The 13,714-nt window shown below is 70.4% G+C and carries 11 protein-coding genes; 6 read left to right on the top strand and 5 right to left on the bottom strand.

The window, feature by feature from the left end; all coding sequences use genetic code 11:
- Positions 1-308: 308 nt before the first annotated feature.
- A complete protein-coding gene (locus tag WA670_RS41115) occupies positions 309-1,025 on the bottom strand; it encodes an RNase H family protein (RefSeq protein ID WP_336161523.1) in 717 nt (238 codons plus the stop codon).
- Positions 1,026-1,365: 340 nt separating this feature from the next.
- On the opposite strand from WA670_RS41115, the gene uvrA reads away from it, so the two are divergent.
- Complete coding sequence (gene uvrA / locus WA670_RS41110) at positions 1,366-4,227, top strand: excinuclease ABC subunit UvrA (protein ID WP_037818144.1); 2,862 nt, start codon at positions 1,366-1,368, stop codon at positions 4,225-4,227.
- A gap of 83 nt (positions 4,228-4,310) precedes the next feature.
- On the opposite strand, the gene WA670_RS41105 is transcribed toward uvrA, so the two are convergent.
- Positions 4,311-4,949, bottom strand: coding sequence for a fibronectin type III domain-containing protein (locus tag WA670_RS41105; RefSeq protein ID WP_078870692.1), 639 nt, complete (start codon positions 4,947-4,949; stop codon positions 4,311-4,313).
- A 114-nt stretch (positions 4,950-5,063) separates the two neighbouring features.
- Here WA670_RS41105 and WA670_RS41100 point away from each other — a divergent pair, with 114 nt between their 5' ends.
- The gene (locus WA670_RS41100) at positions 5,064-5,528 is read left to right on the top strand and encodes an SRPBCC family protein (protein ID WP_037818146.1); all 465 of its coding nucleotides are present in this window, start codon (positions 5,064-5,066) and stop codon (positions 5,526-5,528) included.
- Between the two features lie 28 nt (positions 5,529-5,556).
- Here the strand turns inward: WA670_RS41100 and WA670_RS41095 are convergent, their stop codons facing one another.
- Entirely contained in the window at positions 5,557-6,993 is a 1,437-nt protein-coding gene (locus tag WA670_RS41095; RefSeq protein WP_037818235.1) for an MFS transporter, read from the bottom strand.
- A gap of 116 nt (positions 6,994-7,109) precedes the next feature.
- Between WA670_RS41095 and WA670_RS41090 the strand changes: the two genes are divergently transcribed.
- Positions 7,110-7,511, top strand: a complete 402-nt coding sequence (locus tag WA670_RS41090; RefSeq protein ID WP_116204536.1) for a winged helix-turn-helix transcriptional regulator — start codon at positions 7,110-7,112, stop codon at positions 7,509-7,511.
- A 100-nt stretch (positions 7,512-7,611) separates the two neighbouring features.
- On the opposite strand, the gene WA670_RS41085 is transcribed toward WA670_RS41090, so the two are convergent.
- A complete protein-coding gene (locus WA670_RS41085; protein WP_037818148.1) occupies positions 7,612-8,958 on the bottom strand; it encodes a cation:dicarboxylate symporter family transporter in 1,347 nt (448 codons plus the stop codon).
- Between the two features lie 163 nt (positions 8,959-9,121).
- Between WA670_RS41085 and WA670_RS41080 the strand changes: the two genes are divergently transcribed.
- From WA670_RS41080 to WA670_RS41070, 3 genes are all read left to right on the top strand, one after another.
- Positions 9,122-10,726: a sensor histidine kinase gene (locus WA670_RS41080; protein WP_336161519.1), complete on the top strand. Its 1,605-nt coding sequence runs from the start codon at positions 9,122-9,124 to the stop codon at positions 10,724-10,726.
- Positions 10,723-11,391, top strand: coding sequence for a response regulator (locus tag WA670_RS41075; protein WP_037818149.1), 669 nt, complete (start codon positions 10,723-10,725; stop codon positions 11,389-11,391). Before WA670_RS41080 ends, WA670_RS41075 begins: the two co-directional genes overlap by 4 nt.
- 97 nt (positions 11,392-11,488) lie before the next feature.
- Positions 11,489-12,256 carry an SDR family oxidoreductase gene (locus WA670_RS41070; RefSeq protein ID WP_336161517.1) on the top strand — a complete coding sequence of 256 codons (768 nt, stop codon included), beginning with the start codon at positions 11,489-11,491 and terminating at the stop codon, positions 12,254-12,256.
- Positions 12,257-12,328: 72 nt separating this feature from the next.
- Here WA670_RS41070 and WA670_RS41065 read toward each other — a convergent pair whose 3' ends face one another.
- Positions 12,329-13,714 (bottom strand): beta-N-acetylhexosaminidase, encoded by a 1,386-nt coding sequence (locus WA670_RS41065; protein WP_336161516.1) that lies wholly within the window; start codon positions 13,712-13,714, stop codon positions 12,329-12,331.

Raw genomic sequence — 13,714 nt, 5'->3', positions numbered from 1 at the left:
ACCGCTGGGGCTGAGGCGTTGCGCACGGTGTCGTGGCGGGCTGGCGCGACCGGGTGCGGTGCGTTGTAGGGCGGTGAGCTCTCACCTGCGTTGGTGTCGTCGGCGATCGTGCGGTGGTGTTGCGGTGGTTCGGGATTGCTGAGCTGAGGCATTGCGGACGTCGCCGAAGGCCGGTGTGACCGGGTCCGGCGTCGTGCAGAGTGGTCATCTGCGTAGGTGCTGTGTCGGCCGTTGTGCAGCGGTGTGGCGTGGTTCGGGGCCGGGGCATTGCGGACGTCGCCGAAGGCCGGTACGACCGGGTCCGCGCGTCATGCAAACCGGCTAAGCCCTCCCCGGCGCCGATTGCGTTGCAGCCATTCCGTCGTGCAGCAGTGTTCGCACGGGGCGAGTTCCCCGGGGATCACCGAAGCCCAGGCGATCCGCACGATCTCGTGGGTGTCCCGGCCCATCCGCTCCTGCCGCTGCTGGCCCCTGCGCAGCCAGTAGCAGTCGGCGTCGTTGTGGTAGGCGTGGCCGCCCGCCGTGTGGTAGCCGGTCGGCAGCACCCCGGCGTCGAGCTGGCGGCAGTCGGCGCAGTAGGCCTTTGTCATGCCGTGCCGGCACTCGTCGTCCTCCGGCGGTGCGGGCGGGCGTCCGGTGGGGCGGGCCGCCGTCGCGAGGTCGGCCAGTTCGGCTAGCTGGGTGCGGGCGGCCGGGTCCTCGGCATCCCGCCAGGTGATCTCGTGCTGGGCAGCGCAGGTGCGGAGGCGGGGGAGGAGGTCATCCGAATCATGACCGTCCAGCGCGGTGCGGAGATACTCGCTGTCGCTGTACAGGTGCACGCGGACCGGCCTTTTCAGGCTTTCGAGTGCTTCCACGGCAGCCGTCAGCGCCATCCGGCCCGCGGTCGTGTCCGCCGCCCCGCCGGTGAGGGTTTTCCGATGGTCGCCGTAGGCCAGCAGAGCGGACCAGCCGCCCGGTCCCGGGGTGTCGCCGCCTTTCCCCGCCGCGTAGATCCGCACTGCTCCGGCTTCTTCGCTCGCCACGCCCCGAACGTATCGGCAGGGGGCGACACTTTTCGCGAAACCCGCCCGAAGGCGCTGCCCCGCGCCGGTTCCCGGGGCCCGTGCACCCGGGCCGGACGCACTTCGCCGACCTGTATCGTGGAACCGGGCCAGCCCGCGCATCCGCTCTGCCGCGCGGGGCCTCCGACAGCGTCCGGCGACCCCGCCGCGGGCCGCTTCCCCCGGCCCCCGGAGAGCGGAAAACCCCAGGCAGAACACGTGCGGTCCGGTTTTTGTCGGTGGTCGTCCCTACCCTGGGCACGTCCGTCGGCACCGGATCTCCCGGCGGGCCACCGAGCAGAACGATGGAAGGGACGAAGGCGTGGCTGATCGCCTCGTTGTTCGCGGAGCGCGCGAGCACAACCTCCGCGGCGTGGATCTCGATCTGCCCCGCGACAGCATGATCGTGTTCACCGGCCTGTCCGGGTCGGGCAAGTCGAGCCTGGCCTTCGACACGATCTTCGCCGAGGGGCAGCGGCGGTACGTGGAGTCGCTGTCGGCGTACGCGCGGCAGTTCCTCGGCCAGATGGACAAGCCGGACGTCGACTTCATCGAGGGCCTCTCGCCCGCGGTGTCGATCGACCAGAAGTCGACCTCGCGCAACCCGCGGTCGACCGTCGGCACCATCACCGAGGTCTACGACTACCTGCGGCTGCTCTACGCCCGCGCCGGCAAGGCGCACTGCCCCAAGTGCGGCGAGGCGATCAGCAAGCAGACGCCGCAGCAGATCGTCGACCAGGTGCTGGAAATGACCGAGGGCACCCGGTTCCAGGTGCTCGCGCCGGTCGTGCGCGGGCGCAAGGGCGAGTACCTCGACCTGTTCCAGAACCTGCAGCAGCAGGGCTACGCGCGCGTGGTGGTCGACGGCACGGTGCACCCGCTCACCGACCCGCCGAAGCTGAAGAAACAGGAAAAGCACCAGATCGGCGTGGTGATCGACCGGCTCGCGGTCAAGACCAGCGCGCGGCAGCGGCTCACCGACTCGGTGGAAACGGCGCTGCGGCTGGCCGACGGCCTGGTCGAGCTGGAATTCGTCGACCTCGACGAGAACGACCCGCACCGCGTGCGCGGCTTCTCCGAGAACCTGGCCTGCCCCAACGGCCACCCGCTGGCGATCGAGGACCTCGAACCCCGGTCGTTCTCGTTCAACTCGCCTTACGGCGCGTGCCCCGAGTGCACCGGCATCGGCATCCGCAAGGAGGTCGACCCGGAACTGGTGGTGCCGGACGACGAACTGTCCCTCGCCGAAGGCGCCATCGCGCCGTGGGCGGGCGGGCAGAGCGCCGACTACTTCCTGCGGCTGCTGGAATCGCTGTCGGAAGCGGTCGGGTTCCGCATGGACACGCCGTGGCGGCGGCTGCCCGCCCGGGTGCAGAAGGCAGTGCTGCACGGCGTCGACGAGCAGGTGCACGTCCGCTACCGCAACCGGTACGGCAGGCAGCGCTCGTACTACGCGGCCTTCGAGGGCGTCATCCCGTTCCTGGAGCGGCGCCTCGAGCAGACCGACTCGGAGTACATGCGCGAGCGGTACGAGGGCTACATGCGCGAGGTGCCGTGCCCGGCGTGTCAGGGCACGCGGCTCAAGCCGGAGATCCTCGCGGTCACGCTGGAGCACGCGACGCAGGGCGACCGGTCGATCGCCGAGGTCTGCGCGCTGTCCATCGCGGAGGCGTCGGAATTCCTCGACGAACTGGTGCTCGGCCCGCGCGAGGCGATGATCGCGGGCGCGGTGCTCAAGGAAATCCAGGCGCGGCTGCGCTTCCTGCTCGACGTCGGCCTCACCTACCTGTCGCTCGACCGCGCGTCCGGCACGCTGTCCGGCGGCGAGGCGCAGCGCATCCGGCTGGCGACGCAGATCGGCTCCGGACTGGTGGGCGTGCTGTACGTGCTGGACGAGCCGTCGATCGGCCTGCACCAGCGCGACAACCACCGGCTCATCGAGACGCTGACCCGGCTGCGCAACCTCGGCAACACGCTGATCGTGGTCGAGCACGACGAGGACACCATCCGGGCCAGCGACTGGGTGGTCGACATCGGCCCGGGCGCGGGCGAGCACGGCGGGCACATCGTGCACAGCGGCCCGTACAAGAAGATCCTGAAGAACAAGGAATCGATCACCGGCGCGTACCTCTCCGGGCGGCGGCAGATCGAGATCCCGGCGATCCGGCGGCCGGTCGACAAGAAGCGGCAGCTCACCGTGGTGGGCGCGCGCGAGCACAACCTGCGCGGCATCGACGTGTCGTTCCCGCTCGGCTGCCTCGTGTCGATCACCGGCGTGTCCGGGTCGGGCAAGTCGACGCTGGTCAACGACATCCTCGCGCAGGTGCTGGCGAACAAGCTCAACGGCGCGCGCCAGGTCCCCGGCAGGCACACCCGGGTCAACGGGCTCGCCAACGTCGACAAGCTGGTGCGCGTCGACCAGTCGCCGATCGGCCGCACGCCGCGTTCCAACGCGGCCACCTACACCGGCGTGTGGGACCACGTGCGCAAGCTGTTCGCGGCCACCACCGAGGCGAAGGTCCGCGGGTACCAGCAGGGCCGGTTCTCGTTCAACGTCAAGGGCGGCCGCTGCGAGGCGTGCGCGGGCGACGGCACGATCAAGATCGAGATGAACTTCCTGCCGGACGTCTACGTCCCGTGCGAGGTGTGCAAGGGCGCCCGGTACAACCGGGAAACGCTCGAGGTGCACTACAAGGGCAAGACGGTGTCCGACGTGCTGGACATGCCGATCGAGGAGGCGGCCGAGTTCTTCGAGCCGATCAAGGCGATCCACCGGCACCTGCAGACCCTGGTCGACGTCGGTCTCGGCTACGTCCGCCTCGGCCAGCCCGCGCCGACCCTGTCCGGCGGCGAGGCGCAGCGCGTCAAGCTGGCGAGCGAACTGCAGAAGCGCTCCACCGGCAAGACCGTCTACATCCTCGACGAGCCGACCACCGGCCTGCACTTCGAGGACATCAGCAAGCTGATCGGCGTGATCAACGGGCTGGTGGACAAGGGCAACACGGTGATCGTGATCGAGCACAACCTCGACGTGATCAAGACGTCCGACTGGATCGTGGACATGGGCCCGGAAGGCGGCTCCGGCGGCGGCACGGTGATCGCCGAGGGCACGCCCGAGCAGGTCGCGGCCACCGAGGGCAGCTACACCGGCGAGTTCCTCGCGCAGGTGCTGAACCCGGCCTGATCCGCATCCAGCCGCTCTGAGCCGAGCTGCGAAGAGCCGTCCGGTCCCAGGACCGGGCGGCTCTTGGCCGTCTGGCGGGCGGGTCAGTCCTTTCCGGTCGTGCGCTCGACGACGGGGGAGAGCGGGCCGTAGGACAGCGCCCGGAGGCGGAAAGCAGAGCCTTGTTCGCCGGGCAGGAGCGACAGCGCGCATTGGGTCGCGTTGGGATCGGTCACTTCGACCGGGACGAAGTCCGGCGTGCCCGGGCGGCGGATCTCCAGCAGGAAACCGGCCTCGTCGGTCGAGCGGTCGGTCCAGGTGAAGTGCAGGTTCTGGTCCGCGGCCGGGGTCGCGGCGAGGTCGGCCGGGGCGGACTGCTGGGCGGCGGCGCCGGGCGGGGCAGCGTTGCCCGCCGTGACGGTCGCCGACACCGGACCGGCGAAGGACCGGATTCGGTAGTAGAACGGCGTTTCCGGGATCAGGTTCGGATGGGTATACGAGGTCTGGCCGGGCGGGAGGTACTGCAGCGCGGTCCACGGTCCGTCGGCCGCGTTGGCGTATTCGAGGAGGTAGCCCGCCGCGGCCGGGTCGGCAGGCCAGTGCAGCACGACGTTCGTGGGCGAGGTGAGAGTCGCGGTGAAGGCGGGGGCCGTTGGCGGCGGCGAAGCGGTGCCGCAGCCGACTAGCGTCACGGTCAGCAGCGCGGCCAGTGCGGCCAGGACGGTTCGGGCGGCGGTCGGCACGGCAAGCCTCCTCGATGGTTCAGGCGGCGGCGTACCCAAGGAATGGCCAGCCTAGGAAACGGCGGTCAAGATCGACAAGCACGCGTTCCGCTGATCGGGAGAGAGGGGCGGGCTGTGGTCCTCGAAAAGAAGAGGGACGCCGAGTACACGTTCCGGAGCGACTGGTGGCTGCCGACTCTCCCCGGGCGGGTGTTCGACGCGATCGTCGACCTCGAGTCGTATCCGCGGTGGTGGCCGGACGTCCAGTCGGTGCGCCAGGTCGACGACGACACCGCCCAGGTCGTCTGCCGGTCCCGGCTGCCGTACCGGATCGTCGTCGCGATGCACCGGGAGCAGCAGGACGCGGCGGGGCTGCGGGTGCGCGTCCGGTTGAGCGGGGACCTCGACGGGCTGCTCGCCGGGGCGATCCACGCCGACGGCGGGGGTTCCCGGCTGGAGATCACGCAGCACGTTCAGGTGCGGAAACCGTTGCTGCGCAGGCTGGACGTCATCGCCCGGCCGTTCTTCCGCGCCAACCACGCGTGGATGATGCGGCGCGGCCACCACGGGCTGGCCGGTTACCTCGCGGCGTCGAGATGAGTCGAGATAACCGGCCAGAACGAGCGGCCTAGCTGGCGACCGGTTCCGGAGCGGCGGCCGGAGCCCCGACCGCTCGGCGGCCCAGGAGCACCGCGGCGAGGATCGCGGCGAGAGCGGTCAACCCGGCGCTGAAGCCGAAAGCTACCCGGAATCCCGACGCCAGCGCCTCCTTCTCCGAAGCGCCTCCGCTCAGCACCTCGGCCGTGCGGGTCGCGGCGGCGGTGGCGAGCACTGCGGTTCCCAGCGCGCCGCCGACCTGCTGGGTCGTGGTGATCAACCCCGAAGTCACGCCGGAGTCGTCGGGGGTCGCGGCGGACATCGCCAAGCCCATCAGCGCCGGGATCGCCATTCCCGCCCCGGCGCCCATCAGGATCAGCGACGGCAGCACGTGCGAGGCGTAGCCGCCAGCCGTCTGGACCTGGGTCAGGTAAAGGAACGCGACCGACGTCGTCAGCAGACCGGCGACCAGGACCGCGCGCGGGGAGAAGCGGCTGTTCAGCCAGTCGGCCAGGCCGAGCGAGAACGCGGCGATCATGACCGGCGTCGGGACGAAGGCGAAACCCGTGGTGAGCGCGTCGAAACCGAGCACCTGCTGCAGGTACAGCGCGGTGACGAACTGGAACCCCAGGAATCCGGCGACCATCACGACCATGGTCAGGTTGGCCCCGCTGATCGCGCGCACCCGGAGCAACCGCAAGGGCAGCAACGGAGTGCGCGTCCGGGCCTGGCGCAGCAGGAACAGCAGGAGCAGGGCGACCGCCGCCGCGAGAGTCAGGATGGTCAGGAACGTCCACCCGGCATCGCCTGCCTGCACGATGCCCAGCACCAGCAGCATCACCCCGGCGGTGACCAGCAGCGCGCCCAGGACGTCGATGCCGGTGCGCAGGCCGAGACCGCGGTCGGAGGCGACGACCAGCGGAGTCAGGACGAGCGCGGCGATGCCGATGGGCAGGTTGATGTAGAAGGTCCAGTGCCAGTCGAGACCCTGCGTGAGCGCGCCGCCCGCGACCATGCCGATCGACGCGCCCGCGGCTTGGGTGAAGCTGTAGACACCGAGCGCGCGGACGCGGGCGCGCGGCTCGGGATAGAGCGTCACGATCATTCCCAGCACAACCGCGGACGCCAGCGCGCCGCCGACGCCCTGGACAAATCGCGCGACCACCAGCGTGGTGGCGTTCGGCGAAAGGCCGGCCGTCAGCGAAGCGGCGGTGAAGACGACGATGCCGGCGAGGAACACCCGCCGCCGGCCGACCAGGTCGCCGAGGCGGCCGGACAGCAGGAGCAGGCCGCCGAACGCGACGAGGTAGGCGTTGACCACCCAGGCCAGTCCTGGCGCGCTGAAGCCCAGGTCGGTCTGGATCACCGGCAGGGCCACCGCGACGATCGAGCTGTCGAGCACCACCATCAGCGAGGCGGCGGACAGCACGGCGAGCGCCGCGCCGCGATGCCGAGCGGTTTCGGGCATGACAAGGTCCTCCATAACCGGCACAGGGGAGAGTTTCCGCTGGTCGTAGCCAGGGCATCTCTTGTTACAGTGCCCATCATGTGTGACCATGGAGCACTGCGGAAGGAGGCACTTTCATGTCCCAGGGGAACATCGCTGTGACCGACGAGGCCACGGACTTCGACCCGGCGAAATTCGCGGTGTGCACGGTGATGGAGGTCGTGAACCGGATCAGCGGGAAATGGGTGATCGGCATCCTGCTGGAGGCGACGCGCGGTCCGGTGCGGTTCACCGAACTCGAACGCTCGGTGCAGGGGATCAGCCGCCGCATGCTCACGCTCACCCTGCGGAACCTGGAACGCGACGGCCTGCTGACCCGCACGGTCTACCCGACAGTCCCGCCGCGCGTCGAATACGAGGCGACCGAGATGGCGCGCGAGCTGTACGACTCGCTGTCCGGGCTGGTCGACTGGGCGGAACGGCACCGCGAGGCGATCGCGGTTTCGCGGCAGGGGTACGACGGCCGCACTGCTTGCTGAATTGGAAAGGCGCCGCGGCCGTGCGCACGGGGGACGTGCACGGTCGCGGCGCCGTAACAGTCCGCGCCCGGGGGGAAGGGACCCGGGCGCGGACTGGGTCTCAGGCGTTCGCCGGGACGGGCTGCGCGGGCTCGGCCGGTTTGTCGTCGAGCAGGGTCGCTTCGTCGAACGGGGCCTGTCCGGCGAAGACCTGCCGCGAGCGGTCGCGGTCGAATTCCTTCATCCACGATCCGATGAGGACGGTCGCGACCGCGTTGCCGGCGAAGTTCGTCAGCGCCCGCGCCTCGGACATGAACCGGTCGATGCCGAGGATGAAGCCGACGCCGTCGACGAGTTCCGGGCGGTGCGACTGCAGGCCGCTGGCCAGGGTCGCGATGCCGGCGCCGCTCACGCCCGCCGCGCCCTTCGACGCGATGATCATGAACAGCAGCAACGTGATCTGCTCGCCGAGCGCGAGCGGCTGGTCCTGTGCGGTGGCGATGAACAGCGTCGCCATCGTCAGGTAGATCGCGGTGCCGTCGAGGTTGAACGAGTACCCGGTGGGCACCGTGATGCCGACGACCGGCTTGCTGACGCCGAGGTGCTCCATCTTCGCGATCAGCCGCGGCAGCGCGGATTCCGAAGAGGACGTCGACAGGATCAGCAGGAATTCGCGGCCGAGATAGCGCAGCAGGCTGAAGATGTTGACCCGCGCGCCGAGCCACAGCACCGCGCCGAGGACGCCGAACACGAACACCAGGCACGTCAGGTAGAAGCCGAGCATGATCACCAGCAGGCTGCGCAGCGCGCCCCAGCCGGTCGCGCCGACCACCGCGGCGATCGCGCCGAACGCGCCCACCGGGGCGGCCCACATGATCATCGCGAGGACGCGGAACACGAGCCGCTGGATGTGCTCGATGCCGCGCAGGATCGGCTCGCCGCGCTTGCCGAGCTTCTGCAGCGCGAACCCGGCGAGCAGCGCCACGAGCAGCGTCTGCAGCACCTGGCCCTCGGTGAACGCGGACACGAAGGTCTTCGGGATGATGCCGAGCAGGAAGTCGGTGGTGCCCTCGCCGCCCTTCGCCTGCTGGTGCACCTTCGACACGTCGGCCGGGTTGAGGTGCAGGCCGCTGCCCGGGTGCAGCAGGTTGCCGACGACGAGCCCGATCGCGAGCGCGAACGTCGACATCACGATGAAGTAGACCAGCGCGGTGACGCCGACCTTGCCGACCTTCGCCGCCTTCGCGACCGAGCCGATGCCCAGCACGATGGTGCAGAAGATGATCGGCGAGATCATCATCTTGATCAGGTTGACGAAGCCGGTGCCCAGCGGGGCGAGGCTCTTGCCGACGGACGGCCAGAGCAGCCCGACCGCTACGCCGAGCACGACGGCGGCGATCACGGCGAGGTACAGGTAACGCGTGCGGTCGCGCTTGGGCGCGCTCGCTTCGGGGGTCGGTGTCGGCACCGTTGCCTCCAGCTCGGTGGGGGGAACGCGGGTCACTATGCGGGGCGGATATGACCGGCGTCACCGTTGTGTTCATTGAGTTCGCGGCGGGTCTGTCCGGTGTGGACTTCCCGGCAGCGGCGCCGGAGTGCTGCCGGACCCGTGCGTGTGCTGGTATGAGCGGGTGCCCCCGACACCTCGGATCCGGACGAGCCGCTGGAGCCTGGCCCGTCAGCTGCTGGTGCTGCAGCTGGCGATCCTGCTCGTGCTCGTCTCCGGCGGCATCACTATCGCCTATCTCGACGCCCGGCGCACGACGACCGACCGGGCCGGGGAGCAGTCGCTCGCGGTGGCCCGTTCGATCGCCGACGCGCCGGACGTCGCTCGGGCGGCCGCCACCGCGGACCCGACCGCGACGCTGCAGCCGTATGCGCAGCGGGTGCTCGTGGACACGCGCGTGGACTTCGTGACGATCATGTCGCCGCAAGGAATCCGTTACACACACCCGAATCCGGCGTTGATCGGGCAGCGGTTCCTCGGGCACATCGAGGCGGCCCAGCAGGGCGGTGTCGTGTCCGAGACCTACACCGGTTCGCTCGGCCCGTCGGTGCGCGTGGTGGTGCCGGTGTTCGACGGGAACCACCGGGTGGTCGCGCTCGTCGCGGTGGGCATCACGATCGCGGCGATCTCGGCCGAGGTGCAGGAACGCGTCTGGCCGCTGCTCGGCGTCGCGGCGGCGGTATTGCTGGTGGGCGCCTGCGGGGGCTGGCTGGTGAGCGCGCGGCTGAAGCGGCAGACGCGTGGCATCGCGCCCGCGGAGCTGAGCAATCTGTTCGAGTACCACGAGGCGGTGCTGCATTCGGTTCGCGAGGGTGTGCTGCTGGTGGATCGCGACGGCCGGGTCGGGCTGTGCAACGACGGCGCCCGCACCCTGCTGGGGCTGACCGGCGACCCGGTCGGGCAGCCGCTCGCTGACCTGGGGCTGTCACCTGAACTGACGGCCGCGTTCACCGCGCCGGAAAACCGCACCGAAGAACTGCACCTGACGGATTCGCGGGTGCTGGTCGTGAGCACGACGCTCGTCAGCTCCGGCGGACGCGCGCAGGGCACCGTCGTGATCCTGCGCGACCACACCGAACTCCAGACCCTCACCGGCGAGCTGACCACCGCGCGCAGCCTGGCCGAAGCTCTGCGGTCGCAGGCGCACGAAGCGGCGAACCGGCTGCACACGGTCGTGTCGCTGGTGGAACTCGGCCGTCCCGAGGACGCCGTGGAGTTCGCGACCGCCGAACTCGCGCTGGCGCAGGAGCTCACCGATCGCGTGATGACCGCGGTCGCCGAACCGGTGCTGGCCGCGCTGCTGCTCGGCAAGGCCGCGGAGGCGAGCGAACGCGGCGTGGAGTTCACCATCACGCCGGACACGATGATCGACGACCTCGGCCCCGGCGTCGCCGGACGGGACCTGGTCACGATCCTCGGCAACCTGATCGACAACGGAATCGACGCGGTGGTGCGGGAATCCGGGACGCGGCCGGCGGTGGTCGTCACCGCGCGGTCCGAAGATGACGGTCTGCTGCTGCGCGTCGCGGACAACGGCCCGGGCGTGCCGGAGGAAGCGGTGGGGGAGATGTTCCGCCGGGGCTGGTCGACAAAGGCCGGGGACGAGCACGGTCTCGGGTTGGCGCTGGTCGTGCAGGCGGTCCGGCGCTACGGCGGCACCATCGACGTCGGACGCGACGGCGGCGCGGTGTTCACCGTACGGTTGCCGAGGCAGGAGGTGTCGTCGTGATCCGCGTGCTGGTGGTGGAGGACGAGCCGGTGGCGGCCGAGGCGCACCGGCTGTACGTCGAGCGGCTGCCGGGATTCGCCGTCGCCGGCGTGGTGCATTCCGGTGGCGAGGCGCTGCGCTTCTGCGAGCGCGAACCCGTCGACCTGGTCCTGCTGGACTTCTATCTGCCCGACACGCACGGCCTCGCCGTCTGCCGTTCGCTGCGCGCGGCCGGGCTGCCGATCGACGTCATCGCGGTGACCTCCGCGCGCGACCTCGCGCTGGTCAAAGCCGCGGTCTCGGTCGGGGTGGTGCAGTACCTGCTCAAGCCGTTCACCTTCGCGTCGTTGCGGGACAAACTGGAGCGCTACGCGTCGTTCCGCGAGGCGTCCGGCGAGGTCACCGGGCAGGCGGAGATCGACCGCGCGCTCGGCACGCTGCGCACCACCGAAGCCGCGCCGCTGCCGAAAGGCATGAGTGCGGAGACGCTGGACGCGATCACCGACGCGCTCGCCGGGGCCGGTGAAGGGCTGTCCGCCGGCGGTGCGGCGAGCGCGATCGGGGCGTCCCGGGTCACCGCGCGGCGGTACCTGGAGTACTTGGCGGACAACGGATTGGCCCAGCGCGAACCGCGATACGGGCAGGTCGGACGGCCGGAGGTCTGGTACCGGCTCAAGCCTGGCTGAGCGCTGACCGGACCCGTCAGCGCTTCGTGCGCACGCGGTAAGCGGACTCCCCGAAAGTGTGGACATCGAAGTTCACACCACTCAAGGGGAGCAAGAAATGACGCAGAAGACCGCACTGGTCACCGGCGGCGGCAAGGGCATCGGCCGGGCCATCGCGGCGCGGCTGGCGCACGACGGCGCGCTGGTCGCCGTGCACTACGGCAGCGACGAAGCGGCAGCCAAGGAGACCGTCGCGGCGATCGAGGCGAACGGCGGGCAGGCATTCGCGGTGCAGACGACGCTGGGCGTCGACGGGGACGCGGAGACGCTGCTCGACCGGCTCTCGGCGGAGCTGCGCGAACGCACCGGCGAGGTCGCGCTCGACATCCTGGTCAACAACGCGGCGACCGGCGCCGGTTCGATCACCTCGGCGACGTCCGACGAGTTCGACCGGGTGTTCGCGGTGAACGTGAAAGCACCGTTCTTCTTGGTGCAGACGCTGTTGCCGGTGCTGCGGGACGGCGGCCGGATCGTCAACATCTCGTCCGCGGACACGCGCATCGCGCTGCCGTTCGAGCTGGCGTACAGCATGACGAAGGGCGCGCTCGACGTGTTCACCCGCAGCCTGGCGCAGGAGCTCGGCCAGCGGGGGATCACGGTGAACGGCGTCGCCCCCGGTCCGACGCCGACCGACCGCACCGCGCACATGTTCGCCGACGAGCGGATGCGGGCGGGGATGGCGGGCGCGTCCGCGCTCCGGCGGGTCGCCGACGCGACGGACATCGCCGACGTGGTGGCGTTCCTGGCCTCGGCGGACTCGCGCTGGGTCACCGGGCAGGTCGTCGACGCGACTGGCGGCACGTTCCTCGGCCCGGCTGGCGTATAACGGCCTATACGGCTCGGCTTCGGACTTGCCGAAGCCGAGCCGCCGCTTCGCGGGGAGGGAAAACCGCAGCGATCAGCGGGGCCGCCCCGGCGCGTCCGGCCGGGTCTGCCACGGGTGCGGGCCGTCGAGCGGCCGGTACTCCACGCCGAGCGCGTCCAGTCGCGGCAGATGGTGGTCGCGCAGCCGGGGCAGAAACTCCGCGTAGTCGCGCGGTCCGCTGCTCCACGCGACCTCGGCGAACGCCGACAAGCGAGGGAACGCCGCGTAGTCCGTCCGCCGCACGATGTCCAGGTGTTCGGACCACAGCTGCGCCTGGACGCCGCGCACGTGCGGTCCGGATTCGGGCTCGAAACCGTAGAAGTGTTCGAGATCCTGGAGATACCCGACCGGGATCGGTTCGTCCGGGTGGTCGCTTTGCCGGTGGTCGAGGTACACGCCGTCCTCGGGGCAAAGCACCACCTCGTGCCCGCCCTTCACCGCCAGCGAGGCGCGTTCGCGGTCCTGCCACACGCCGATCACCATCGCGGGCAGGTCGCCGCCGTCGAGGACCTCGTCCCAGCCCATCGGCGTGCGGCCGCGCGCGACGAGGTGGTCGGCGATCGCCCGGACGAACCGGTGGTGCGCCTCGGTGACGCCGGGCACCTCATCCCCGCCGAGCGCGAGCACCGGGGACGGGAAAATGTCCAGCACGTGGTCGAAGACCGTGCGGAAGAAGTCCAGAGTGGACTCCGACGGATCCAGCAGCGACGTGCTGATGCCCCAGGAAGTCCAGACCTCCCAAGGGGTGTCGCTGGCCGGGCCGAGTTCCGGGTACGCGGTGATGGCGGCGCGGGCGTGCCCGGGAATGTCCACTTCGGGCACCACGGTGATCGCCCGCGCGGCGGCGTACGCGACGATCTCGCGCAGATCGTCCACAGTGTAGTAACCGCCGTGCGGGCGGCCGTCGCGTTCCGGACCGTCGTGCCTGCCGACCATCGAGGATTTCCGCCAGCCGCCGACCGACGTCAGCCGGGGGAATTCCGGCGTTTCGATCCGCCATCCCTGATCGTCGGTGAGGTGCAGGTTCAGCACGTTCATCTTGTGTGCGGCCAGCAGGTCGACGAACCGCAGCACCTCGGCCTTCGTCCGGAAGTGCCGGGACACGTCGTAAAGACAGCCGCGCCAGGCGAAACGCGGATGATCGGTGATCGTCCCGCACGGCAGTTCGACCGGTCCATTGTGGATCGACACGGCACGGAACGCGTCCGGACCGGCCAGTTGGCGCAGGGTTTGCCGACCGTAGAACTCGCCCGCGGCGTCGGCCGCTTCGAGAGTGACGCCGTCCGGCGCGATGTGCAGCCGGTAGCCCTCGGCGGGCAGATCCGCGGTGCGCACCTCCACCGGAGCGGGCCACGGGCAGGTGCCGGGCGCCGCTTCCGCGGACACCGGGCGGGGGAGGAGAGTGTCGAAACCGGACAT

The organism is Amycolatopsis sp. VC5-11 (assembly GCF_037034185.1).
Lineage (GTDB): Bacteria > Actinomycetota > Actinomycetes > Mycobacteriales > Pseudonocardiaceae > Amycolatopsis > Amycolatopsis nivea.
The sequence above is the reverse complement of the archived record's forward strand: the minus strand, read 5'-3'. Positions and strand labels throughout refer to the sequence as shown.